The organism is Agrobacterium sp. 22117 (assembly GCF_052045735.1).
GTDB lineage: Bacteria > Pseudomonadota > Alphaproteobacteria > Rhizobiales > Rhizobiaceae > Agrobacterium > Agrobacterium cavarae.
Genome location: NZ_JBQEPP010000004.1, coordinates 469,197 through 491,183, shown reverse-complemented (window position 1 = coordinate 491,183; position 21,987 = coordinate 469,197). Strand labels below are relative to the sequence as shown.

Sequence of the window (21,987 nt, the reverse complement as noted above, 5' to 3'; positions counted from 1 at the left end):
AAGACGAGGGCAAGCCAGCGCTTGCCCTGCTTTTTTCGTCCAGTTCGCCTAATCGTGATAGACGCCCTCAGTCGAGCCAAGCCGGCACGGAGTCGAGCGCGATCAGTTCTTCATAGGTGCCGCGCGGGCGAATGACATGGAACTGGTCTCCGCTGACCAGCACCTCCGGCACCAGAAGCCGCGAGTTGTAAGTCCCGGCCTGCACCGCGCCATAGGCACCGGCAGAGCTGACGGCAATGAGATCACCGGGCTCAGGTTCTGCCATCTCGCGATCAAGCGCCAGATAATCGCCCGTCTCGCAGACCGGCCCCACCACATCCGCCTTGATGCGCGGCGCATCGGCGGACGGCTGCACGACGGGGCGAATGCCGTGATAGGCTTCATAAAGCGTCGGACGGATGAGGTCGTTCATCGCCGCATCGACGATGACGAATGACTTCTCCCCGCCATCCTTCACGTAAAGAACTTCGGTCACGAGGATCCCGGCATTGCCGACAATCAGGCGGCCGGGCTCGGTGACGATCTTGCAGTTGAGGCTCTTCAGCTCGTTCTTGACGATATGCGCATAGGCATCCGGCAGGGGGGGCGGATTGTTGTCGTCCTTGTAGGGAATGCCTAAGCCCCCACCGATATCCACATGGCTGATCGTGTGACCATCACCGCGCAACGACTCCACCAACTCGCGCAGCAGTCGGAACGCATCTTCGAAAGGCTGCAGCTCGGTAATCTGGCTGCCGATATGCATGTCGATGCCGCTGACATCGATGCCGGGAAGTGTCGCGGCATGGGCATAGACGGCCCGCGCCCGCTGATAGGAAATCCCGAACTTGTTTTCCTTCTTGCCGGTCGAAATCTTGGCGTGCGTCTTGGCATCCACATCCGGGTTGATGCGGAAGGAGACATGCGCCTTCTTGGCCGCCTTTACCGCGCACAGATTGAGAACCTCGAGTTCCGGCTCCGATTCCACGTTGAAGCAATAGATGCCGGCCTCCAGCGCCAGATCCATTTCGGCCGGCGTCTTGCCGACGCCGGAAAACATGATGCGGCTTGCCGGAACGCCAGCGGCCAGCGCACGACGAAGCTCACCGCCTGATACGACGTCGATCCCCGCGCCAAGTTTTGCCAGCGTCTTCAGCACGGCCTGGTTGGAGTTCGCCTTCATGGCATAGCAGACCATCGCATCCACATCGCTGAAGGCCTCGGAGAAGACCTTGTAGTGACGCTCGAGCGTCGCCGTCGAGTAGACGTAGAAGGGCGTTCCAACAGCCTTGGCGATTTCGGGCACGGGAACGTTTTCGGCGTGCAGCACGCCGTCGATGTAATGAAAATGGTTCACGGCTGTAATCCGTTACAGAAGCTTGTCGAGAATGAAGGGGCGTTCCGGCGTCGTTTCCACCTTGCCGTTTGTGCGCTGGTTGCGCTGCTCGACCGGCGTGCTCGGCGCATCGAGATCGCCCTTGCGGCCACAGCTGGAGAGAGCAAGACCTGCAGCGAGCGCCACGCTGACCGGAATGATGATACTGCGAGAGGTTTTAAGGAGCATGGACCCGTCCAAAGGAAATCTTTGCATCTCTGATAACGAAAAACAGGGAGCTTGTGCACCCTGTTTCTTGTGATGGTGGCGTAACGCCAGATTGATCGGTTGCTCGATCAGTTGCGACCGCGCCACCAGGCGATCTGCTTGCGCACCTCAGACGGCGCCGTACCGCCGAAGCTGGTGCGGCTTGCCACCGACGCCTCGACCGACAGCACGTCGAAGACGCTGGCGGTGATCGCCGAATTGATTGCCTGCAATTCCTCAAGCGAAAGATCGGCCAGATCGCAACCCTTCTTTTCCGCAAGCGCCACCGCATGTCCGGTCGCGTGATGCGCATCGCGGAATGGCAGACCCGCCTCGCGCACCAGCCAGTCGGCAAGATCCGTCGCGGTCGAGTAACCGGAACCGGCAGCGGCACGCATGCGATCAGCGCGCACTTCCAGATCGCGGATCATGCCAGTCATGGCGGCAATCGCAAGCTCCAGGCTCTCCGCCGCATCGAAGACCTGTTCCTTGTCTTCCTGCATATCCTTGGAATAGGCGAGAGGCAGACCCTTCATCACGGTGAGAAGCGCGACCAGCGAGCCATTGATACGGCCGGTCTTGGCGCGCACCAGTTCCGCGGCATCAGGGTTCTTCTTCTGCGGCATGATGGAGGAGCCGGTGGAGAAAGCATCCGAAAGGCGAATGAAGCCGAATTGCGGTGTCGACCAGATGACGATCTCTTCCGCCAGGCGCGAAAGATGCGTGGCGCAGATGGATGCGATCGAAAGAAACTCCAGCGCGAAGTCACGATCCGACACCGTATCGATGGAATTGCGCGTCGGCTCGCGGAATCCGAGCGCATTCGCCGTCATATGGCGGTCGATCGGGTAGCCGGTTCCGGCAAGCGCCGCAGCGCCGATCGGGCTTTCATCCAGATGCTCGATAGCATGGCGAACGCGGGCGCGGTCGCGGCCAAACATTTCGACATAGGCCATGCAGTGATGACCAAAGGTGACGGGCTGTGCCGTCTGCAGGTGTGTAAAGCCCGGCATCACCGTATCGGCATGCTGCTCGGCGCGGTCGAGGAAGGCCGCGATCAAAGCGCTCAACATGGCTTCGGTCTTCTGCAACTCTTCCTTGACCCAGAGGCGGAAATCGAGTGCAACCTGGTCGTTACGCGAACGCGCCGTGTGCAAGCGTCCAGCGGCGGGTCCGATAAGATGTGCGAGACGCGCCTCGATGTTCATGTGAATGTCTTCGAGCTTGCGCGAAAACTCAAAGGTCCCTGCCTCGATTTCTGACAGGATCGTGTTCAGACCCTCGATGATCTTGTCTTTATCTTCGGCCGAAATAATGCCTTTTGCGGCAAGCATGGTGGCGTGGGCGATGGAGCCTCGGATATCCTGGGCGTAAAGCTTCTTGTCGAAGCCGATGGAGGCATTTATCTCTTCCATGATGGCTGAGGGACCGGAAGCAAAGCGTCCGCCCCACATCTGGTTGGAGGATTTTTGTTCTGCGCCGTCAGCCATTGTGCATGCCCTGGAGTATTCGATGACAGAAAAAAGACCTTTCAGACTTCCTTCCGTCAGACTTGTTGCAATTGCCGCCATCGCCGGCATTGTCTGCGGCGGGGGAGTGGTGTTGTTCAGGCATATTGGGTCTGAAGGACAGGTTCAAGGGGCAGCGGTGGCGGATGCGGCTTTATGTGAGGGCGCGGCCAAGCGCATTGCCAGCATCGAGCCCCTGCTGAAAGGCCAGATCGCGGCGATGTCGCCAACCGATAAGCCCCGTGTCATTCCGCTCTCCTTCAAATCGGCCGACGGCACGGCGATGACGCAAGCGGATCTCAAAGGCAAAACCGTTCTTCTGAATCTCTGGGCCACATGGTGTGTCCCCTGCCGCGAGGAGATGCCCGCTCTCAACGCTTTGGAGAAGGAAAAAGGCAGCGACGCATTCGAAGTCGTGACGATCAATATCGACAATGGCGAGGATGAGAAGCCGAAAGCCTTCATGAGCGAATACAAGATCGATTCGCTGAAGCTTTACCGCGATAGCTCCATGGGCGTGTTCAATGCCTTGAAAAAAGAAGGCCTTGCCTTCGGCCTGCCGGCAACGCTGCTTCTAGATGACAAGGGCTGCCTGCTCGCTTCCATGAACGGCCCGGCCGCTTGGGACAGCCCCGACGCCAAGGCGCTGGTAACGGCAGCAACCTCCCCCTGATCAGCGTGTCGGGACTGGGATCTCGCCACGGTAATCGTAAAAGCCGCGGCCGGATTTGCGGCCAAGCCAGCCGGCTTCGACATATTTGACCAGCAACGGGCACGGGCGATATTTGCTGTCGGCCAGGCCATCATGCAGTACCTGCATGATCGAAAGACAAGTGTCGAGACCGATGAAGTCGGCAAGCTGCAGCGGACCCATGGGGTGGTTTGCACCAAGTTTCATGGCGGTATCGATGGCTTCCACCGTGCCAACGCCTTCATAAAGCGTATAGATCGCCTCGTTGATCATCGGCAGAAGAATGCGGTTGACGATGAAGGCCGGGAAATCTTCCGCAACGGTAATCGCCTTATCCAGCGAGCGGACATAATCCTTGGCCGTCTCGAAGGTCTTTTCGCCGGTGGCAATGCCGCGCACCAGTTCGACGAGCTTCATCACCGGTACCGGGTTCATGAAGTGAATGCCCATGAACTGTTCGGGGCGGTCGGTCGCAGACGCCAGGCGGGTAATGGATAGGGACGAGGTGTTGGTGGCAAGCAGGGCTTCAGGTTTCAGCACTGGGCAGACCTGAGCGTAGATCTTGCGCTTGACCTCTTCGTTCTCGGTAGCGGCCTCGATGACGAGATCCATTGCCGCCAGATCGTTCAGATCGGAAGACCCGCCGATCAGGCCGAGCGCGGACTTGCGCGCATCGTCCTCAAGCTTGCCGTTGGAGACCTGTCTCGCAAGATTGCCGTTGATGGTGGCCAGCCCCGCCTCGATGCGGTCCTTGGAGACATCGTAGATATGCACCTTGTAGCCTGCGAGAGCCGACACATGCGCGATGCCGCAGCCCATCTGACCGGCTCCGATAACACCGATGTTCTTGATTGGGGCTGTCATGCGTTTATCTCCTGTCGGGTTGGTCTCAGCGCTCATGGCGTCGAAGCGCGTCTTGGTCTTTCAGACTGACCCGGTCGCGCTTCAGATCTTCGTTGTTGCGCATATTGCCACAAAACGAAAGCGGCGCGTCTTTAAAAACGCGCCGCTTCCCATCATTGCGGTTATCAGATTGCTTTTTCAAGCTCTGGAAGGGCTTCGAAGAGGTCTGCGACGAGACCGTAATCGGCAACCTGGAAGATTGGTGCCTCTTCGTCCTTGTTGATGGCGACGATGACCTTTGAGTCCTTCATACCCGCAAGATGCTGGATGGCGCCGGAGATGCCGCAAGCAATGTAAAGCTGCGGAGCGACCACCTTGCCCGTCTGGCCAACCTGCCAGTCGTTCGGCGCGTAACCGGCATCGACGGCAGCGCGCGATGCGCCGACGGCGGCACCAAGCTTGTCGGCAACCGGCAAAATGACTTCCTTGAACTTCTCCGAAGAACCAAGCGCGCGACCGCCCGAGATGATGATCTTGGCAGAGGTGAGCTCCGGACGGTCGGACGAAGCAAGCGCGTCCGAAACGAAGGAGGAAACGCCAGGGTTCTCGGCAGCCGAGACGGATTCGACGGAGGCAGAACCGCCAGCCTGAGCCGGAGCAAAGGACGCGGTACGAACGGTGATGACCTTCTTGGCGTCGGTCGACTGAACCGTCTGGATCGCGTTACCGGCATAGATCGGACGCTTGAAGGTATCGGAGGACACGACGTCCGTGATTTCGGAAATCTGCGCCACATCGAGAAGCGCTGCCACGCGGGGCAGCACGTTCTTGGCCGAGGCCGTCGCGGGGGCGATGATCACATCATAGGACGCGGCCAGCGAAACGATCAGAGCAGCCAGCGGCTCGGCCAACTGGTTGGCGTAGGATGCGTCGTCGGCAAGTAGCACCTTGGAAACGCCGGAAAGCTTCGCAGCTTCATCGGCTGCCGCTTTGGCGCCCAAGCCGGCGACCAGCACATGCACGTCACCACCAATTTGCGTTGCCGCCGTCAGCGTCTTTGCCGTCTGGTCGGAAAGGGTTGCATTGTCGTGTTCTGCCAGAAGAAGAATGGCCATGGTTTATCTCCCTTTCACTTTCCTTAAAGGACGCCGTCGGCTTTTAGCTTGGACACCAGTTCAGAGACGGATCCAACCTTGACGCCTGCTTTGCGGCCAGCGGGCTCTTCGGTCTTCAAAACCTTGAGGCGCGGAGCGATGTCGACGCCGAAATCGGCTGGCGACTTCTTGTCGAGCGGCTTCTTCTTGGCCTTCATGATGTTCGGCAGCGACGCATAACGCGGCTCGTTAAGGCGAAGGTCAGTGGTGACGACGGCCGGCAGCTTCAGCTCGACAGTCTGCAGACCACCATCCACTTCGCGGGTCACAGCAACCTTGCCATCGGACGGCTCAACTTTGGAAGCAAACGTGCCCTGGCCCCAGCCCAAGAGCGCCGCCAGCATCTGGCCGGTCTGGTTGGAATCGTCGTCGATCGCCTGCTTGCCGACAATGACGAGACCTGGATTTTCCGCCTCGACGACACCCTTCAAGAGCTTGGCAACAGCGAGCGGCTCAACGGTCTCGTCGGTCTCGATAAGGATGGCGCGGTCGGCACCCATAGCGAGTGCCGTACGCAGCGTCTCCTCAGCCTTTGCAGGGCCGATGGACACGACGATCACTTCCTCGGCCTTGCCAGCCTCTTTCAGGCGCAGGGCTTCCTCGACGGAGATTTCGTCAAAAGGGTTCATCGACATCTTGACGTTGGCAAGCTCTACACCGGAGCCATCCGCCTTGACGCGGATCTTCACGTTGTAGTCCACCACACGCTTCACTGGGACAAGAATCTTCATCGGCAGCCTTCTTTCAACTCCTGACCGTAAAGCGCGTACGCAAACGGTCCTCCTGACAATCAAGTTGAGCCATGGATACGCATTTTTCCAATGAGATCAACGGAACAATGCTCATGACGCGATGCACTCACGAAATATCTTACGTTGACGTGAACGTAAATACTCGCTCTCAGAATAATTTTCACGGAATACTATCGGATGGCCGTTCCGTTTGCGACACGCCAGCGTCTTGCAGCCCCTGATTTTTGTGCTGAACCGCCCGCGGCGTGACCAGTGTCCGGTCAAACAGTGGAACGCCGCTTCGACGAAAGAAAACGACAAGGATCGCCCCCGTCAGAATGCCTCCGACATGTGCAGCCCAGGAGACGCTTTCTTCCGGGCTCAAGAGTAACATGACGAATTGCTGGCCGACCCACAACGCCAATGGAATAAAGGCTGGAAGCGGCACCGGAATGCGCATGAAGACCAGCACCCAGACCCGCACGCGCGGATGCAGCAGAAGGTAGGCGGCGACCACGCCGGAGACAGCGCCAGATGCCCCGATCAGCGGACCCTGGGACTGTGGCGCGATAAAACCGTGAAGCAGCGCACCTGCGGCGGCGCAGGCAAGATAGAAGATCAGGAAACCGAGATGGCCGAACGCATCTTTCACATTGTCGCCGAATACCCAGAGAAACACCATGTTCGAGGCGAGGTGCCAAAAACTCAGATGCAGGAACGCATAGGTAAAGATCGTCGCATCTTTCGGCACCAATACCAGCGCAGGGTCGAGCGAAGCATAGTCGAACAGAACGGCGGGAATGAAACCTAGGCCCAGCACCGCAGCGCTCGCCTGCTGATCGCTCGAAAATGCGCCAACGACCAGCCAGACGAGAATGTTGATGCCGATCAGCGACACCGTCACATATTGCAGCTTGATGTGCTTCAGCGAGTTCGCATCATGCAGCGGGATGAACATGGAATGCGACCTCTGCTTTTACGCTCAACTCAGCGGTTCTTTCCGGGTACCCAGAGGACATCCGCCCTTATCGCGTCCGCATTATGATTGGCGAAACGCGCGGCAACGAAGAGGAAATCGGACAGGCGGTTGATGTACTTCAGCGCAGCGGGGCTGACGATCTCGTCTTCCATCTTCGCGAGCTCCACCATACGGCGCTCCGCCCGTCTCGACACCGTGCGGGCCAGATGCAGATGCGCCGCCGCGGCTGAACCGCCGGGCAGCACGAAGGAGGTGAGAGCCGACAGCGTGTCGTTCAAAGCATCGATCTCCTTTTCGATGCGGGTGACCTGCGATTCGACGATCCTCAATGGCTCGTAAGACAAGGGCTTGCCATCATCGGGCGTGGCCAAATCTGCCCCCAGATCGAAAAGATCGTTCTGAATGCGAAACAGCATCGCATCGAGCTCCGTCAAATCGGCGGTATGTAGCCGCGACATGCCGATGACCGAATTGGTCTCGTCCACGTCACCATAGCTTTCCACGCGCAGATCATATTTCGCCCGGCGCGGCCCGGAGACCAACGCCGTGGTGCCGTCATCGCCCGTCCGAGTGTAAATCTTGTTGAGTTTCACCATATCAGCGCCCTCCTCCTGTCAGCCACAAGGTCAGCATGATCAAAACGATCGCCACGGCCTGCAGAATAAGCCGCAACTGCATCAACTGGTTGGAACGGTTGGCATCGGTCCCCTTCAACATGTTGAACAGACCGCGAATGAGAACCAGCACGACCAGCCCCATGACAATGACCGCAAGCACGGTGGTAAAGCTGGACATCCTATTGCCTCCCTCAGCATGTCGCGCAAAATGGTTAGCGTTCTTTGCGATAACGGCGACTGCAAAGCGTTCTAACGGATGAGATGGCGATTTAGCTAGTCGAACTTGCGAAGAAGTCTGTAAAATAGAGAAGCTGGTAGTAGACGTTTCAACAACACACCCTGCTTTGCAGGCGTAGTGATCACGTAATGCGGCTTTGGACGACGTGCCGTCAAAGCATGATGCAGGTCCTTGTACACCGCTTCGGGACCGAGCTTATGCTTGTTGACCGGTCCGCTGCCTTCCAGCCGGGCAAGCTGGCGTCTGTATTCCTGCGCATGCGCCGAATTCTCGATATCGATATTGGCCTTTATATGCTTCAGGGCCGTCGCCGTAAAATTCGAAGCGATAGGGCCGGGCTCGATGAGGCTGACATGGATACCGCTGCCCTCCAACTCCATACGCAAGGTGATACCGAGCCCTTCCAAAGCAAATTTCGACGCGTTGTAAGCGCCGCGATATCGATAGGGCACCAGCCCAAGGATGGAAGAGCAATGAACGATTCGCCCCTGCCCTCGTCTGCGCATGAACGGAATGACACGGCAGGTCAGGTCGTGCCAGCCGAAGACATTGGTCTCGAATTGCTGGCGCAGCACCGCGACAGAAATATCCTCTACCGCGCCCGCCTGTCCATAAGCGCCATTGTTGAAGAGCGCATCGATGCGGTCGCCGGTGCGGGCTGCGACCTCATCCACCAAAGCGGCAATGGTTTCCGGCCGGGTATAGTCCATGATCAGCACTTCGATGCCCTGACCTTCCAATGCCGCCATATCCTCAGTTCGGCGCACCGTGGCGAAGACCCGCCAGCCATCACGGTGAAGCGCGCCGGCGCAATAAGCACCAATCCCGGTGGAGCATCCGGTGATGATGATGACGGGCTTTTCAGACATGGTATCCTCGACACTTCAACAAGCAGGCAAAGAAGCTTGCGTCCCGTTGAATAGCGCACAATTCTTATCGGTAAAATGGAACCGATGCATGGTTTCGGGCGCTATACAATTCGAAACACATTTCCCATATTTCATTGCTCGTTACGAATGAAATTCTGATCAAGGAGGTGACATGGCTGCCGCTTTAAGCCTCGCCCGCAAAGTTGCCTACGACGCCTATATCCACTTTGCCGAGGATGATGGCTGGGCCATGGCGAGCCATGTGGCGCTCTCCGGACTGCTGGCTCTTTTCCCGTTCCTGATTTTCGGGACGGCACTTGCAAGCTTTCTCGGTGCGGATCAGTTTTCGGAAACGGCGGTTCATCTGATCTTCGACACGTGGCCGGAGGCCATTGCCGGTCCGCTTGCGGCGCAGGTTCAGCAGGTTCTGACGATACCGCGTGGCGGGCTTTTGACCATCTCGGTTCTGGCGGCAGCTTACTTCGCCTCCAATGGCGTCGAAGCCATCCGCATTTCACTGAACCGCGCATACCGCGTGACCGAGACCCGCTGGTGGTACATCACCCGTCTTCTCAGCCTCTTCTATGTCGTGCTGGCCGTCATCATCTTTGCCGGCATCAGCATCGTCCTGGTTGCCGTTCCTGTCGCTTTAAAATTCGTCGAAACCCGCTCTTCCCTTCTGACAGAGGTGTTGCAACTGGTTTCCAATCTCGGCCTTTACGGGACTATCGTGGTCTTGACCGCGGGCCTGGTCGCAGCGCATTTGTGGCTGCCAGCAGGGCGCCGCAAACTGTGGGACGTTCTGCCCGGTATTCTGCTGACGATGATTTTCTGGATCATCGGCGCTGCCATCTTTGCCTACTACCTGGCCACCTTCGCCAACTATGCCGCCACCTATGCGGGTCTCGCCTCGGTGATGATCGTCCTCGTCTTCCTCTACATGGTCGGCGTGATCTTCATGCTGGGTGCTGAGGTCAATGCGGCGCTGATGAAGTACCGCGTTCGCCGGGTGGTGAAGGCTGGCATCCGCACCGGCAGCCTCAGACGGGCGCTAGAGGCCGACGAAGCGGCGGATATCTAAGAGCGTACAACCCGCGTCACGCAGGACCGCCAGCCCGGTGCTGCCTTCGCTCTTCGACAACTTGCGCCCATCTGGCCCTAAAATCAGGCGGTGATGATGATACTCCGGCACCGGCAGATCGAGCAGCGCCTGGAGCAGCCTATGTACGGACGTGGCATGGAATAAATCGAGCCCACGCACGACCTTTGTCACGCCCTGCAGCGCATCATCGATGACGACGGACAGGTGATAGCTGGACGGGGCATCGGACCGGGACAGAACCACATCGCCCCAGGCGGCCGGATCGGCCTTGATCGATATCTCTCTGCCCTGCCCCAACTCCAACCAGACCAAAGGATCTGAAAGCTGCGCCAGCGCTCTGTCCATATTCAGGCGCCAGGCATGTTTTGCGCCCGACGCCAGCAAGGCTTTGACCTCTTGGGGGCCACGTTCCTTGTCCAGTGGCGGATAGAGCGGTGCACCATCCGGATCGCGCGGCCAGCTTCGACCGGCTGATTCGTACTCCGAAACAAATGCCTTGATCTCGCCGCGGCTCATGAAGGCCGGATAGACCAGTCCCATCTCGATAAGACGATCCAGCGCCGCACGATATTCCAAAAAATGCTCCGATTGCCGCCGAACAGGCTCTTCCCACGTCAAGCCGAGCCAGCGCAAATCCTGATAGATACCCTGCTCGAAAGCAGGGGTGCAGCGCGTCAAATCGATATCTTCGATACGCAGCAGAAAGAGCCCACCTTGCGCGACGGCCATCTCATGGTTCAGGAAAGCCGAAAGCGCATGGCCCAGATGCAGCGGGCCGTTGGGACTGGGCGCAAAGCGAAAGACTGGATTTTGACGAATGGGTGAAGTCATGGTGTCTTCTGCCACGTTTTGCGGCGAAATGTCATTATGGACCGGGTTCTGAAATGAAGATCATCCAATCCACGGCCGATATCGAAGAGGGTGTGTCCGCACTTCGCCTGATCGATCCACGGCTGAAACCGGTGATCGAGCGGGCGGGTGAAATCCCGCTCAGGCTGAACGAGGCCGGATTTGCCGGATTGGCGCATATCATCGTCTCGCAGATGGTCTCCCGGGCAAGCGCCGATGCCATCTGGCGCCGCATGGTGGCGGGAACGGGAGTGATGACAGCGGAGCGTTTTCTTGCCGTGGATGAGGCGACCCTCTCAAGCTTCGGCTTGTCGAATGCCAAACGGACAACACTCTTGTCACTCGCCGCGGCAGTTGCCGCAGGCGAGCTGGATCTGATCGAACTCAGCCACCTCGAACCAACCGTCGCGATGCAACGATTGACGGCCCTGAAAGGCATCGGTCCTTGGACGGCGGAGGTCTATCTAATGTTCTGCGGCGGGCACGCCGATATCTTCCCCGCGGGCGATGTGGCGCTTCAGGCCGCCGTGATGCACGCCTTCGCGCTGGACGCCCGCCCGAGCCGAAACGAACTCGCCGAAAGGGCGCTTTTCTGGTCGCCATGGCAGTCGGTCGCCGCGCGCGTTTTCTGGGCCTATTACGCCGCGATCACCCGGCGCGATGCGCTACCGATTGCCTGAAATCCGCCTTTCTTTCCGCGCTTCATTTAGAGGCTTCACAATCCTGTAACAACAGACCTAATATACAGATGTAGATGCAGAATCGCTCAGGAGACGCCCTTGACGATTGCAGTTTCACCACAGGCCCTGCCGGCGCTCGTCCTGAACGCAGACTATAGGCCACTGAGTTATTATCCCTTGTCGCTCTGGTCCTGGCAGGACGCGATCAAGGCAGTCTTCCTCGACCGTGTGAACATCATCGCGGAATACGACCACGCGGTGTGCTCTCCCAGTTTTTCGATGCGATTGCCGAGCGTCGTCAGCCTCAAGACCTATGTCCAGCCAACGCGAAACCCCGCATTCACCCGCTTCAACGTGTTCCTTCGCGACAAGTTCGAGTGCCAGTATTGCGGATCTCGCGACGACCTGACCTTCGACCACGTCATCCCCCGCGCCCACGGCGGAGAGACGACGTGGCACAATGTCGTCGCGGCCTGCTCTCCCTGCAACCTGAAAAAGGGCAGCAAGCTACCGAAACAGGCTGGCATGTTCCCGCATCAGCATCCCTACCAGCCAACGGTTCAGGACCTGCACAACAACGGACGGTCTTTCCCGCCGAACTACCTGCACGAAAGCTGGATGGACTATCTCTACTGGGATACCGAACTGCAGCCCTGACTTTTTCAGGACTGCCTCCGACGGCAAAGGTATACGCGACTTCTGTGGCCCTCGTACCCTTCGAGCGGCCCAAACGGCGTGCAACGGCTACAGCATCGGCCCGAAGATCGAGACCGAGTTTCGGAAAGCACGATGCGTAGAGTCTCAGAAATAGAGGGCACTTTGTGCGTCCAGTAGGACGCAAAGTGCCCTTAAGCTTGTTGCAATAACAGGATCCACGCCAAAAGCTTAAAGCGAACCGCGCGCTTCACACATCGCGGTGCCCTCTAAGTCCGTATTTGTCTTTGATCAGACGCTTTTGCGGCTCGCACCCCAGAACGCGATTCCGGCAAGTACTGCGCTTGCGATCACGTTCCAGCCTGCAAATGAGAGCCCCAGAACACGTAACGCTGCCTCGTTGCAAGACGGGGCCTTGATGGCGTTGAGGTCATTCAAGAGATTGCCGGCATTGGTGGTGATGGAGGGGGCGCCGGTCGCACAGGTCGTCGGACCCGGCCAAAAGCCCCATTCAACACCCGAATGATAGACGCCAAGCCCGAGCCCAATGAGCATGGCGACGCCGATCACGACGAGCAGCACGCGCGTCACGGCAGCCGGCAGCTTAAAGATGCTGGCGAGGATGGCAAGGACGCCGATCGGGATCGCATAATAGTACGGCTCACGCTGCAACAGGCAAAGCGCGCAGGGCGTATAGCCGCCAATATGCTGAAATCCCAAAGCCGACCCAACGGTAAAGATCATACCCGCCGTGACGAGCAACGCCGAAACCATGCGGCTTTTTTCTGCTGAAACACCTACGCTCATCATCGTCCTCATAACGCCAAAATCCTGCAAACCACCTGAACAGGTGGAAACTAAGGCACCCCGCTTCGGAGAAGTTCAGCGTCTCCACGAACGAGGTCTTGCAAAAGAACGCCTGAAAGCGAGCCAAGCGAAATTGAACGATCGCGACGCACTTCGTGGCGGAAAGCACCATCGCTCTAATCCAGTCCCACCCGAACTGCAATCCTCAGAACCGCCGCTCCCGCGGCAGACAAGCAAAGTTTCATCAAACGAAATTTTCAGCAAAAACAGGTTGACCAAAGACCCGCGGTTCGTATAGTCCGCCGCATACCAACCGACACGCTTCGGAGTTGCCCCTTTGGCGGAATTGGTAGACGCGCCTGACTCAAAATCAGGTTCCGAAAGGAGTGCTGGTTCGATTCCGGCAAGGGGCACCATCATATTTTTCAAGCCACTGAGAAAGCTGCGCTTTTAGGCGCTTTTTGTGTCACTTTTTGACAACCTCAGAGCGTGGAGCGACACTCGCGCGCTTTGGCCGAATCTGCGTCGAGATGGACTCGCGCTAATCCGATCTCCCTTTCGTGCAGTCATGCCTTCTGGGTTTTTCACATGGCATGAACTGCGAACCGCAGCGGATGGCCGGGCAAGAATACTTGCTGCGTCGTACTTTACCTATCGAGGTCAAAGATTACATTCTATTTCACGGGGAAGACATCTCGCTTGCAATGTATGTGGAGAGCGCGCAGCGGTCAGTCGCTAACCTTAGCACCGTTGGGAATTCCAGCTTTGTCCGAAGCAAAGCGGTCAATGCCCTAGAAACAAGTACAACCGTCGAGCAGCATGTTCCGATCACCAGAATGACCGCCAACGAAATGCCGCCGGTCGATTCTTCTATCGTCGATTAATCGCTATAGGTGTAATACCTTACGGAGAGATCACGTTGTTCAGTTCGCCGGCTTTTTGCTTCCCGGTTTTGTCACCGCCGGAATGTTGCAGCCTTTGCGTCTCAGATTGGCTTCAATCGCGTTGACTTTGCCTTTCGTGACGGCCACCTGACCTTCCTTATCACCACCGAAGGTGCTCGACATCGGAACGCCTATTAGAAAGACGCCAAAAGCATCGCCTGTTGCGGCATCGTTCTGTTGCTTGGAGACGGCCAATAGAGCGGTTTGCTCCTTCAGGTATTCCTGCGCCAATGATTGGCAGTCCATGTTGCCATAAGCGGCCATCGGCACATCGACTGGAACAATAGCATCTGGTCTTTTTGCACAGGCGGTCACGGCCAGTCCTGCGACCAGCAGCGTCAAAATCTTTTTCATGATGTCCCTTTACCCCTTGGAGACGCCCCTACGTCCCTTGATCAACGATACAACGTAAGATCGAGATCGAGTCAATAGTTTGCTGGGGTAGGATGCAGGTGTCCAAGGGCTTATTGGAAACTACGAAGATTCATCCATCAATCAACTGGCCATCCGAGATATCGATACCCAACATCGTACCTGCGAATACGAAGAGCAGAAGAACAGTCCGGTTGCTCAACGCTGATTTCATAAAGCGGTGCGCCACTTCTGCATAGATCGACTGGGCCAGTCGCTTCTTATAGCTCCTGTTCAGCCAGGAAAACCATGACCGGACGGGAAGGAAGGTCTTGTCTCCGATGCCGTCGATCAGAACGAGTGCACCGTTCTTCTCGTCCACGACGATATTCTTCAGGTGCACGTCCACGGCAACAATCTCGCTCTTGACCAGCCAGTCCAGGAATTCCGAAAGCGCAGCATCCGTCTGCTGGCTGTATTGCCCGCTCTCGATCGCATCCTGAAGGGTCATCGCAAGGGCACCGTTCCTCCGGCGCACAGCCTTCACGAGAATGCCCGTGCCCCTGTCGGTGGAAACGACGCCTGCAAAATGCTGGAGATGGCGCGCGGTTCTGGGGCCTTCATGTGCGACCCGTTCATACTCTCTCAATTCGCGCCGCAGTGGCACGATAGCCTTATAAAAACGCCGCACTAGATATAGCAGCCGGATGTTCTGGAAGTAGCGGCGTGGCGGTATCTTTGTCTGCACCTTCACGAGCATATTGGTACCGGGAAGAGCATAGACCTCACGCGACATGCCGGACGCCAGCGGCTTTTCCAGAAGCCTTAACGGGGATCGGGAATCATCGCCTACCGACGCCAATACCGACATCACTGTCTCCTGCTGTCACAAATATGAAATATTCCTCATATTTCATATTTGTGCGAGATAAAAGCGTCGTTTGCGAGAAGGCGGGCCTATCGCGTGGCAGTGTGAACCACAGATAAGCAAAAGGCGCACCGCGAGCGGCGCGCCTTTGCAAACAGAAAACATGGTCGAGCGAATTACAGGCTGCGGCCGATATCCAGGAACTTCTGACGACGTTCGGCGCGAAGCTGGCTGCCGGTTTGCGCCGTCAGTTCTTTCAACGCAGATTCGATTGTTTTCCCCGTTGCGGCGATCACGCCTGAAGGATCGCGATGGGCGCCACCGATTGGCTCCGGGATGATACCGTCGATGACGCCGAGCGCCTTCAGGTCATCCGAAGTGATCTTCATGTTGGTCGCGGCCTCCTTGGCGCGGGTTGAGTCGCGCCAGAGGATGGAGGCTGCGCCTTCGGGGGAGATCACCGAATAGATTGCGTGTTCGAGCATGTACACACGGTTGCCGGTGGCGATCGCGATGGCGCCACCGGAGCCGCCTTCGCCGATGACGACGGACACGATCGGCACCTTGACGTTCAGGCACATTTCCGTCGACCGGGCGATGGCTTCCGCCTGGCCGCGTTCTTCAGCACCGACACCTGGATAAGCGCCGGCGGTATCGATGAGCGTCACGACGGGTAGAGAGAAGCGGTCCGCAAGTTCCAGAACGCGGATCGCCTTGCGGTACCCTTCCGGACGCGGGCTACCAAAATTGTGCTTGAGCCGCGACTTCGTGTCGTTGCCCTTTTCCTGACCGATAATGGCGACCGGTTGGCCGTTGAAACGGCCAAGACCTGCCTGGATGGCGGCATCTTCGGCAAATTTGCGGTCGCCGGCCAGCGGCGTGAAGTCGGTGAAGAGCGCGCTCGCATAGTCGATGAAGTGAGGGCGCTGCGGGTGGCGGGCCACCTGCGTCTTCTGCCAGGCATTCAGCTTGGAATAGATGTCCTGCATCGCGTCGTTGACGCGCGCTTCCAAACGCGAAATTTCCTCGGACGTATCTATGCTCTCGTCTTCTGCGGCCAGTTTCTTCAGTTCAAGAATCTTGCCTTCCAGGTCCGAAATGGGTTTTTCGAAGTCGAGATAGCTGAGCATGAGATCCGTTTCCGATCGTTTTGCGCAAGGTTTGACCGGGCTCTCCCGGCGGTTCCGGTCGCTCTAATCAAGGTTTTTGCCCTGTTTGGCAAGAGGGTGGTGCGTTTGTACCAACTCTTGGAGGCGTTCTTCCAACACATGTGTGTATATTTGTGTCGTTGAAATGTCCGAATGGCCCAGCAGTTCCTGCACTGCGCGCAGATCCGCGCCGTTCTGCAGAAGATGGCTGGCAAAGGCGTGCCTCAGCACATGCGGCGAGACGGCCGAGGGGGTGAGGCCGGCGCGGATGGCGATATCCTTCAGGTCGCGGGCAAACACCTGACGGGGCAGATGCCCCTCCTTGCTGGCAGAGGGAAACAGCCACGGGCTTTCTTCGTCTGACTTGCCCTTCGGCGCGAGCGCCTTGCGGGCTTCATCATATCTTTCCATCGCCTCTATCGCCGTTCGTGACAACAAGACGACGCGATCCTTGTTGCCCTTACCGCGGATCATCAGGAAACGGCCTTCGTATCGCAGGACCTTGGCCGGCAAGGAGACCAGTTCGCTAACACGCATGCCCGTTGCATAGAGCAGTTCCAGCAGAAGATGCATGCGGATGCGCGCCAGTTGCCCCGGCCCTTCCAGGCTCGCTTCTTCCGCGGCTTTGGCGAGAAGTGCTGTGACGCTGGCGACACTCATGGTTTTTGGAAGAGATCGACCTTTGCGTGGCGCGTCCAATATGCCGGTCGGATCGTCGGTGCGAACACCCTCCGAATAGAGAAACTTGTAAAACTGCCGGAGCGCGGAGAGGCGCCGTGCCTGCGAGGATGCGGCAAAGCCTTGGGCGGAGAGATGGGCGAGATAGGCGGAGAGGTCGGCGGTCGTTGCCTCGGTCAACGACGCCTGGCGCGATGAGAGAAACGCCATCAGGTCGGTGAGATCGCGCTCATAGGAGGCAAGCGTGTTCATCGCCGCACCGCGCTCGGCGCTCATCATTTCCAGAAAGCCTTCCAGTCGTGCATGATCCTGGCGAGACATGGCTTGCCTGCTCCTCAAGGTGTCGGCGGGTTGAGGCGCTCGGAAGGAATGCGCACCGTGACTTCCCGTTCGCGCGGTTTGACCAGTGAAACAAGCGATACCATGCTTCCATAGATAATGCCGGCGATGGCCGCGAGGATGAAGATGAAACGGAAAAGGGTGGGCATGATCACTCCGCAGCACTTGGTCGCCTTGCCTGTGGGAACATCTTGGCAAGGGCATGGCGTGGCTGGCCTTCCGCATGACAATCGGTGTCATCCGGCCAGGCTATTTCTATGGCCTAAAGCGCGCCGCGATCCTTCGGATTCGCGCTTTAGGCTTTAGGTTCCTGTTTCATCGCATGTCGTCATCGCAAAACCGCTGCACACTTCTGCGCGACATGCTTATAAGGCGCGATTTGGCTTGACGCTTGGTAAACATTTGAAGATACCGAAGCCAAATGGGCCATCATTCATGAGCGAAACCAACTTATCTCTTCCCCAGAGCCTGGGAGAAAAAGCACGTGCCGCCCTTGGCAGGCGCAACATCGTCTTCGTCGGGCTCATGGGTGCGGGAAAATCCGCAATCGGCAGGTCGGTCGCGCAGCAGTTGAGGATCCCCTTCGTCGATACGGATGACGAGATCGAGCGCGTCTCGCGCATGACGATCTCGGAGCTTTTCGCTAGCTACGGCGAAGACGAATTTCGGGCGCTGGAAACGCGCGTGATCAAGCGCCTGTTGCGTGGTGGACCCAAGGTCGTCTCCACCGGTGGTGGGGCCTTCATCAATGAGAATACCCGTAGACATATAAAGCGTGGCGGCGTTTCGCTCTGGCTGAAAGCCGATCTTGAAGTGCTGTGGGAACGTGTCAACAAGCGGGACCATCGCCCCTTGCTGAAGACCGAGAACCCCAAGGCAACGCTGGCGGCACTGATGGAAAAGCGTTACCCCATCTATTGCGAAGCCGACGTCACCATCGAATCCCGCGATGTTCGCAAGGACATCATCGCCACGGAAGTTCTAGAAGCCATCGCCAGCCTCACCAAGAAAGCCTGATGCCATGCCCTCTGCCATCCAGACCGAAGAGCGCCTTGTTCATGTTCCGCTGGGTGAACGCGCCTATGATATCCTTATCGGACCTGGCCTGATCGGCCGGGCCGGTGGAGAAATTTCCTCGCGGCTGAAAGGCAAGCGCGCCGCCATCATCACTGATGAGCATGTCGCGCCGCTCTATCTCGAAACCCTGATGGATGGTCTGCAGACCGACGGCATCGAGGCCGTATCGCTGACGCTGCCGGCAGGCGAAAAGACCAAGAGCTTCGATCATCTCGTCACTGTCTGCGATGCCATCCTTGCTGCGCGGATTGAGCGGAACGATGCGGTCATCGCGCTCGGCGGCGGCGTCATCGGTGATCTGGCGGGCTTCGCAGCCGGCATCGTTCGCCGTGGTGTACGCTTCGTGCAAATTCCAACATCGCTTCTGGCGCAGGTCGATTCCTCCGTCGGCGGCAAGACCGGCATCAACAGCCGCCACGGCAAAAACCTCGTCGGCGTCTTTCATCAGCCGGATCTGGTGCTGGCCGATACCGCAGTTCTCGATACGCTGAGCCCGCGCGAGTTTCGTGCAGGCTACGCCGAAGTGGTCAAATACGGCCTGATCGACAAACCAGATTTCTTCTCCTGGCTTGAGAAGAACTGGGCGGAGATCGAGAAGGGCGGCCCGGCTCGCATCGAGGCGATCGCCACGAGCTGCCAGGCGAAGTCGGACGTCGTTGTCGCGGATGAGAAGGAAAACGGTGTTCGCGCGCTGTTGAATCTCGGTCATACCTTCGGCCACGCTCTGGAAGCGGCAACCGAATATAACAGTGAACGGCTGGTTCACGGAGAAGGCGTTGCCATCGGCATGGTGCTGGCGCACCAGTTCTCTGCTCGCATGAATCTTGCAAGCCCGGATGATGCAACCCGCGTCGAAGCACATCTGAAAGCAGTGGGGCTGCCCACCTCGATGAAGGATATCCCCGGCACACTTCCGCCGGTCGAAACGTTGATGGCGGCCATCGCCCAGGACAAGAAGATCAAGGGCGGCAAGCTGACCTTCATCCTGACCCACGGCATCGGCCAGTCTTTCGTGGCGGACGATGTTGCAGCATCTGAAGTGCAGAGCTTCCTGTCGGAAAAGCATCCGGGCTAAAGCTGCAACGGCTTACGGTCGCTGTAGACAATCAAAACCGCGTCGGTTCGCCGGGCGCCGCTGCTTCGATGGCCAGCGCATGCAGGCCGGCATCCAGCTCGGGCTTCAACAGTCCGTTAATGGCACGGTGGCGGTCCACCCGAGACTTGCCTGAGAACTGCTCAGACACTATCTGAACACGCATATGCGTCTCGCCTGTGCCGGTCATATCCGGCTGGTGTCCGGCATGCGTATGGCTTTCATCAATGACATTCAGGCGATCCGGCAAAAATGCCTCCCGCAGCTTGTTTTCCATGCGTTGGCGCAGGGACATGGCATCCATCTCCTGATGATCACGTTGGTTGGAGCCTGTCTGGCAATTCGGCGACGGAGAGCCGATGGGTTACCAAACAGGCCTAAAGGGGCTACCTAAAAGCCTGCAACATTCCGCTTTGTCAATTCTTGTTGTGCACCCTTTTGCGCACCATAATTGGGATATCATGAAACTGGATTCGAAATACTTCGACCGCATCCGCACGCGTCGCAAGAGAGACCAACCGCCGGAGGCTCAAGCCCCCGTGTGTCAGTGGGATGGATGCGACAAGCCTGGTAATCACCGCGCACCCGTCGGCCGCAATGCCGAGGGGCAATTCTTCATGTTCTGTTTTGAGCATGTGAAGGAATACAACAAGGGCTACAATTATTTTTCGGGCCTCTCCGACAGCGAGATTGCCCGCTACCAGAAGGAAGCAATCACCGGCCACCGCCCCACATGGACGGTGGGGGTGAACAAGACAGCGCGCGACAGCCCGCTTCATTCGACCTTGCGTTCGGGTGCTGCAAATGCGCGCATCCGGGATCCTTTTGGCTTCACCAATGGTTTTGGCGACGGAAGGGCGGGCGGCCAGCGCATTCAGCCGGACCGCAAACTGAAAACACTGGAAGCGAAAGCCTTCGACACGCTCGGTCTGGAGGCTGGCGCCAAGCAGGAAGACATCAAACGACGCTATAAGGAGCTTGTCAAAAAGCACCATCCTGATGCTAATGGTGGCGATCGCGGTTCGGAAGAGCGTTTTCGGGCTGTCATTCAAGCCTACCAATTGTTAAAGCAATCGGGTTTCTGCTAAGCCCTTTTGGTAATTGCCTTATGAAGATTTGGCCGGGTGGTTGCTACCCGCCTTGGAGACGTGATGAGCAAAATTGACCTTGATATTACCAACCTGCCGGATACGACTGTTTCTGTCCGTGAGGTCTTCGGTATCGATACGGATCTGCGTGTTCCGGCTTACAGCCAGGGCGACGCCTACGTGCCCGATCTGGATCCGGATTATCTTTTCGACCGCGATACGACACTGGCGATCCTTGCAGGCTTTGCTCATAACCGACGTGTCATGGTGTCCGGCTTCCATGGCACCGGTAAGTCCACCCATATCGAACAGGTCGCAGCGCGCCTCAACTGGCCGTGCGTTCGCGTCAATCTCGACAGCCATGTCTCTCGTATCGACCTCGTCGGCAAGGACGCCATCGTTCTGAAGGACGGCAAGCAGGTCACCGAGTTCAAGGACGGCATCTTGCCCTGGGCTTACCAGCACAATGTCGCGCTCGTCTTCGACGAGTATGATGCCGGCCGCCCCGACGTCATGTTCGTTATTCAACGTGTTCTAGAATCGTCCGGCCGCCTGACGCTGCTCGATCAGAGCCGCGTGATCCGCCCTCACCCGGCCTTCCGTATCTTCGCAACCGCCAACACCGTTGGCCTCGGCGATACGACCGGCCTTTACCACGGCACGCAGCAGATCAACCAGGCGCAGATGGACCGCTGGTCGGTCGTTACGACGCTGAACTATCTGCCGCATGAGCAGGAAGTGAATATCATCGTTGCCAAGGTGAAGAGCCTCGACACCGAGAAGGGTCGCGAAACCGCATCGAAGATGGTCCGGGTTGCCGATCTCACCCGCTCGGCCTTCATCAATGGCGACCTCTCGACCGTGATGAGCCCGCGTACCGTCATCACCTGGGCAGAGAACGCAGAAATCTTTGGCGACCTCGCCTTTGCCTTCCGCGTTACCTTCCTTAACAAGTGCGATGAGCTGGAGCGGACGCTCGTGGCAGAGCAGTACCAGCGCGCTTTCGGCGTCGAGCTCAAGGAAAGCGCGGCAAACATCGTTCTCAGCGCCTGATCCTTCCGGCGAAAGCCGGGAGATCACTAGAGCATTTCCAGCAAGAGTGGCATCGGTCTTGCGTC

Annotated in this window: 27 protein-coding genes and 1 tRNA gene; 10 read left to right on the top strand and 18 right to left on the bottom strand. The window is 57.9% G+C overall.

The features are described 5' to 3' along the window. Nucleotides 1-67 precede the first annotated feature (67 nt). The 3 genes from lysA to argH form a co-directional block, all read right to left on the bottom strand. Nucleotides 68-1,336: a diaminopimelate decarboxylase gene (gene lysA, locus ACTJKV_RS14325; protein ID WP_440598917.1), complete on the bottom strand. Its 1,269-nt coding sequence runs from the start codon at nucleotides 1,334-1,336 to the stop codon at nucleotides 68-70. 12 nt (nucleotides 1,337-1,348) lie between these two features. After that, entirely contained in the window at nucleotides 1,349-1,543 is a 195-nt protein-coding gene (lptM, locus tag ACTJKV_RS14320) for an LPS translocon maturation chaperone LptM (protein WP_062423954.1), read from the bottom strand. Between the two features lie 107 nt (nucleotides 1,544-1,650). After that, the gene (argH, locus tag ACTJKV_RS14315; RefSeq protein WP_062423953.1) at nucleotides 1,651-3,051 is read right to left on the bottom strand and encodes an argininosuccinate lyase; all 1,401 of its coding nucleotides are present in this window, start codon (nucleotides 3,049-3,051) and stop codon (nucleotides 1,651-1,653) included. Nucleotides 3,052-3,073: 22 nt separating this feature from the next. Between argH and tlpA the strand changes: the two genes are divergently transcribed. After that, nucleotides 3,074-3,742: a thiol:disulfide interchange protein TlpA gene (gene tlpA / locus ACTJKV_RS14310; RefSeq protein ID WP_111847533.1), complete on the top strand. Its 669-nt coding sequence runs from the start codon at nucleotides 3,074-3,076 to the stop codon at nucleotides 3,740-3,742. Here tlpA and ACTJKV_RS14305 read toward each other — a convergent pair whose 3' ends face one another. From ACTJKV_RS14305 to ACTJKV_RS14275, 7 genes are all read right to left on the bottom strand, one after another. After that, nucleotides 3,743-4,624 carry a 3-hydroxybutyryl-CoA dehydrogenase gene (locus tag ACTJKV_RS14305; protein ID WP_062423952.1) on the bottom strand — a complete coding sequence of 294 codons (882 nt, stop codon included), beginning with the start codon at nucleotides 4,622-4,624 and terminating at the stop codon, nucleotides 3,743-3,745. It lies immediately after the preceding gene. 164 nt (nucleotides 4,625-4,788) lie between these two features. Then, nucleotides 4,789-5,718 (bottom strand): electron transfer flavoprotein subunit alpha/FixB family protein, encoded by a 930-nt coding sequence (locus ACTJKV_RS14300; RefSeq protein WP_440598916.1) that lies wholly within the window; start codon nucleotides 5,716-5,718, stop codon nucleotides 4,789-4,791. A 23-nt stretch (nucleotides 5,719-5,741) separates the two neighbouring features. Then, complete coding sequence (locus tag ACTJKV_RS14295) at nucleotides 5,742-6,488, bottom strand: electron transfer flavoprotein subunit beta/FixA family protein (protein ID WP_062423950.1); 747 nt, start codon at nucleotides 6,486-6,488, stop codon at nucleotides 5,742-5,744. A gap of 181 nt (nucleotides 6,489-6,669) precedes the next feature. After that, nucleotides 6,670-7,446: a rhomboid family intramembrane serine protease gene (locus ACTJKV_RS14290; RefSeq protein WP_440598915.1), complete on the bottom strand. Its 777-nt coding sequence runs from the start codon at nucleotides 7,444-7,446 to the stop codon at nucleotides 6,670-6,672. A 29-nt stretch (nucleotides 7,447-7,475) separates the two neighbouring features. Next, nucleotides 7,476-8,063: a cob(I)yrinic acid a,c-diamide adenosyltransferase gene (locus ACTJKV_RS14285; RefSeq protein WP_440598914.1), complete on the bottom strand. Its 588-nt coding sequence runs from the start codon at nucleotides 8,061-8,063 to the stop codon at nucleotides 7,476-7,478. A gap of 1 nt (nucleotide 8,064) precedes the next feature. Beyond that, on the bottom strand, nucleotides 8,065-8,262 hold the full coding sequence (locus ACTJKV_RS14280) for a twin transmembrane helix small protein (RefSeq protein WP_062423947.1): 198 nt from the start codon (nucleotides 8,260-8,262) through the stop codon (nucleotides 8,065-8,067). 95 nt (nucleotides 8,263-8,357) lie between these two features. Next, entirely contained in the window at nucleotides 8,358-9,191 is an 834-nt protein-coding gene (locus tag ACTJKV_RS14275) for an SDR family oxidoreductase (RefSeq protein ID WP_312805267.1), read from the bottom strand. A gap of 172 nt (nucleotides 9,192-9,363) precedes the next feature. Between ACTJKV_RS14275 and ACTJKV_RS14270 the strand changes: the two genes are divergently transcribed. Then, a complete protein-coding gene (locus ACTJKV_RS14270; protein ID WP_062423945.1) occupies nucleotides 9,364-10,272 on the top strand; it encodes a YihY/virulence factor BrkB family protein in 909 nt (302 codons plus the stop codon). Here ACTJKV_RS14270 and gluQRS read toward each other — a convergent pair. After that, entirely contained in the window at nucleotides 10,243-11,124 is an 882-nt protein-coding gene (gene gluQRS / locus ACTJKV_RS14265; RefSeq protein ID WP_440598913.1) for a tRNA glutamyl-Q(34) synthetase GluQRS, read from the bottom strand. The genes ACTJKV_RS14270 and gluQRS overlap by 30 nt on opposite strands. Before the next feature lie 53 nt (nucleotides 11,125-11,177). Between gluQRS and ACTJKV_RS14260 the strand changes: the two genes are divergently transcribed. Both ACTJKV_RS14260 and ACTJKV_RS14255 read left to right on the top strand, forming a co-directional pair. Continuing rightward, nucleotides 11,178-11,822 (top strand): DNA-3-methyladenine glycosylase family protein, encoded by a 645-nt coding sequence (locus tag ACTJKV_RS14260; RefSeq protein ID WP_440598912.1) that lies wholly within the window; start codon nucleotides 11,178-11,180, stop codon nucleotides 11,820-11,822. A 99-nt stretch (nucleotides 11,823-11,921) separates the two neighbouring features. Then, nucleotides 11,922-12,479, top strand: a complete 558-nt coding sequence (locus ACTJKV_RS14255) for an HNH endonuclease (protein WP_062423942.1) — start codon at nucleotides 11,922-11,924, stop codon at nucleotides 12,477-12,479. Between the two features lie 288 nt (nucleotides 12,480-12,767). Here ACTJKV_RS14255 and ACTJKV_RS14250 read toward each other — a convergent pair whose 3' ends face one another. Then, nucleotides 12,768-13,283: a disulfide bond formation protein B gene (locus tag ACTJKV_RS14250; protein WP_440598911.1), complete on the bottom strand. Its 516-nt coding sequence runs from the start codon at nucleotides 13,281-13,283 to the stop codon at nucleotides 12,768-12,770. A gap of 331 nt (nucleotides 13,284-13,614) precedes the next feature. On the opposite strand from ACTJKV_RS14250, the gene ACTJKV_RS14245 reads away from it, so the two are divergent. Continuing rightward, nucleotides 13,615-13,699 (top strand) — tRNA-Leu (locus ACTJKV_RS14245). 177 nt (nucleotides 13,700-13,876) lie between these two features. Next, nucleotides 13,877-14,167: a hypothetical protein gene (locus tag ACTJKV_RS14240; RefSeq protein ID WP_440598910.1), complete on the top strand. Its 291-nt coding sequence runs from the start codon at nucleotides 13,877-13,879 to the stop codon at nucleotides 14,165-14,167. A 39-nt stretch (nucleotides 14,168-14,206) separates the two neighbouring features. Here ACTJKV_RS14240 and ACTJKV_RS14235 read toward each other — a convergent pair whose 3' ends face one another. From ACTJKV_RS14235 to ACTJKV_RS14215, 5 genes are all read right to left on the bottom strand, one after another. Then, nucleotides 14,207-14,581: a hypothetical protein gene (locus tag ACTJKV_RS14235; protein ID WP_440598909.1), complete on the bottom strand. Its 375-nt coding sequence runs from the start codon at nucleotides 14,579-14,581 to the stop codon at nucleotides 14,207-14,209. A 130-nt stretch (nucleotides 14,582-14,711) separates the two neighbouring features. Further along, nucleotides 14,712-15,449: a YrbL family protein gene (locus ACTJKV_RS14230; protein WP_274101590.1), complete on the bottom strand. Its 738-nt coding sequence runs from the start codon at nucleotides 15,447-15,449 to the stop codon at nucleotides 14,712-14,714. 173 nt (nucleotides 15,450-15,622) lie between these two features. Next, nucleotides 15,623-16,576: an acetyl-CoA carboxylase carboxyltransferase subunit alpha gene (locus tag ACTJKV_RS14225; protein WP_313057033.1), complete on the bottom strand. Its 954-nt coding sequence runs from the start codon at nucleotides 16,574-16,576 to the stop codon at nucleotides 15,623-15,625. A gap of 63 nt (nucleotides 16,577-16,639) precedes the next feature. Next, nucleotides 16,640-17,593 (bottom strand): site-specific tyrosine recombinase XerD, encoded by a 954-nt coding sequence (xerD, locus tag ACTJKV_RS14220; RefSeq protein ID WP_440598908.1) that lies wholly within the window; start codon nucleotides 17,591-17,593, stop codon nucleotides 16,640-16,642. A 14-nt stretch (nucleotides 17,594-17,607) separates the two neighbouring features. Then, a complete protein-coding gene (locus tag ACTJKV_RS14215; RefSeq protein WP_111847411.1) occupies nucleotides 17,608-17,760 on the bottom strand; it encodes a hypothetical protein in 153 nt (50 codons plus the stop codon). Between the two features lie 286 nt (nucleotides 17,761-18,046). On the opposite strand from ACTJKV_RS14215, the gene ACTJKV_RS14210 reads away from it, so the two are divergent. Continuing rightward, nucleotides 18,047-18,628 carry a shikimate kinase gene (locus ACTJKV_RS14210; protein ID WP_113265482.1) on the top strand — a complete coding sequence of 194 codons (582 nt, stop codon included), beginning with the start codon at nucleotides 18,047-18,049 and terminating at the stop codon, nucleotides 18,626-18,628. Nucleotides 18,629-18,632: 4 nt separating this feature from the next. Beyond that, the gene (gene aroB, locus ACTJKV_RS14205; RefSeq protein WP_440598907.1) at nucleotides 18,633-19,763 is read left to right on the top strand and encodes a 3-dehydroquinate synthase; all 1,131 of its coding nucleotides are present in this window, start codon (nucleotides 18,633-18,635) and stop codon (nucleotides 19,761-19,763) included. A 31-nt stretch (nucleotides 19,764-19,794) separates the two neighbouring features. On the opposite strand, the gene ACTJKV_RS14200 is transcribed toward aroB, so the two are convergent. After that, entirely contained in the window at nucleotides 19,795-20,076 is a 282-nt protein-coding gene (locus tag ACTJKV_RS14200; protein ID WP_440598906.1) for a BolA family protein, read from the bottom strand. 166 nt (nucleotides 20,077-20,242) lie between these two features. Between ACTJKV_RS14200 and ACTJKV_RS14195 the strand changes: the two genes are divergently transcribed. Together ACTJKV_RS14195 and cobS are read left to right on the top strand one after the other, a co-directional pair. Next, a complete protein-coding gene (locus ACTJKV_RS14195; RefSeq protein ID WP_062427625.1) occupies nucleotides 20,243-20,869 on the top strand; it encodes a J domain-containing protein in 627 nt (208 codons plus the stop codon). Nucleotides 20,870-20,932: 63 nt separating this feature from the next. Then, nucleotides 20,933-21,922 (top strand): cobaltochelatase subunit CobS, encoded by a 990-nt coding sequence (gene cobS, locus ACTJKV_RS14190; RefSeq protein WP_062427624.1) that lies wholly within the window; start codon nucleotides 20,933-20,935, stop codon nucleotides 21,920-21,922. Nucleotides 21,923-21,987: the final 65 nt, after the last annotated feature.

Coding starts and splice junctions, on each gene's coding strand:
- lptM (WP_062423954.1), bottom strand. CDS start 1,543: ATGCTCCTTAAAACCTCTCGCAGTATCATCATTCCGGTCAGCGTGGCG.
- argH (WP_062423953.1), bottom strand. CDS start 3,051: ATGGCTGACGGCGCAGAACAAAAATCCTCCAACCAGATGTGGGGCGGA.
- tlpA (WP_111847533.1), top strand. CDS start 3,074: ATGACAGAAAAAAGACCTTTCAGACTTCCTTCCGTCAGACTTGTTGCA.
- ACTJKV_RS14305 (WP_062423952.1), bottom strand. CDS start 4,624: ATGACAGCCCCAATCAAGAACATCGGTGTTATCGGAGCCGGTCAGATG.
- ACTJKV_RS14300 (WP_440598916.1), bottom strand. CDS start 5,718: ATGGCCATTCTTCTTCTGGCAGAACACGACAATGCAACCCTTTCCGAC.
- ACTJKV_RS14295 (WP_062423950.1), bottom strand. CDS start 6,488: ATGAAGATTCTTGTCCCAGTGAAGCGTGTGGTGGACTACAACGTGAAG.
- ACTJKV_RS14290 (WP_440598915.1), bottom strand. CDS start 7,446: ATGTTCATCCCGCTGCATGATGCGAACTCGCTGAAGCACATCAAGCTG.
- ACTJKV_RS14285 (WP_440598914.1), bottom strand. CDS start 8,063: ATGGTGAAACTCAACAAGATTTACACTCGGACGGGCGATGACGGCACC.
- ACTJKV_RS14280 (WP_062423947.1), bottom strand. CDS start 8,262: ATGTCCAGCTTTACCACCGTGCTTGCGGTCATTGTCATGGGGCTGGTC.
- ACTJKV_RS14275 (WP_312805267.1), bottom strand. CDS start 9,191: ATGTCTGAAAAGCCCGTCATCATCATCACCGGATGCTCCACCGGGATT.
- ACTJKV_RS14270 (WP_062423945.1), top strand. CDS start 9,364: ATGGCTGCCGCTTTAAGCCTCGCCCGCAAAGTTGCCTACGACGCCTAT.
- gluQRS (WP_440598913.1), bottom strand. CDS start 11,124: ATGACTTCACCCATTCGTCAAAATCCAGTCTTTCGCTTTGCGCCCAGT.
- ACTJKV_RS14260 (WP_440598912.1), top strand. CDS start 11,178: ATGAAGATCATCCAATCCACGGCCGATATCGAAGAGGGTGTGTCCGCA.
- ACTJKV_RS14250 (WP_440598911.1), bottom strand. CDS start 13,283: ATGAGCGTAGGTGTTTCAGCAGAAAAAAGCCGCATGGTTTCGGCGTTG.
- ACTJKV_RS14240 (WP_440598910.1), top strand. CDS start 13,877: ATGAACTGCGAACCGCAGCGGATGGCCGGGCAAGAATACTTGCTGCGT.
- ACTJKV_RS14235 (WP_440598909.1), bottom strand. CDS start 14,581: ATGAAAAAGATTTTGACGCTGCTGGTCGCAGGACTGGCCGTGACCGCC.
- ACTJKV_RS14230 (WP_274101590.1), bottom strand. CDS start 15,449: ATGTCGGTATTGGCGTCGGTAGGCGATGATTCCCGATCCCCGTTAAGG.
- ACTJKV_RS14225 (WP_313057033.1), bottom strand. CDS start 16,576: ATGCTCAGCTATCTCGACTTCGAAAAACCCATTTCGGACCTGGAAGGC.
- xerD (WP_440598908.1), bottom strand. CDS start 17,593: ATGTCTCGCCAGGATCATGCACGACTGGAAGGCTTTCTGGAAATGATG.
- ACTJKV_RS14215 (WP_111847411.1), bottom strand. CDS start 17,760: ATGCCCACCCTTTTCCGTTTCATCTTCATCCTCGCGGCCATCGCCGGC.
- ACTJKV_RS14210 (WP_113265482.1), top strand. CDS start 18,047: ATGAGCGAAACCAACTTATCTCTTCCCCAGAGCCTGGGAGAAAAAGCA.
- aroB (WP_440598907.1), top strand. CDS start 18,633: ATGCCCTCTGCCATCCAGACCGAAGAGCGCCTTGTTCATGTTCCGCTG.
- ACTJKV_RS14200 (WP_440598906.1), bottom strand. CDS start 20,076: ATGTCCCTGCGCCAACGCATGGAAAACAAGCTGCGGGAGGCATTTTTG.
- ACTJKV_RS14195 (WP_062427625.1), top strand. CDS start 20,243: ATGAAACTGGATTCGAAATACTTCGACCGCATCCGCACGCGTCGCAAG.
- cobS (WP_062427624.1), top strand. CDS start 20,933: ATGAGCAAAATTGACCTTGATATTACCAACCTGCCGGATACGACTGTT.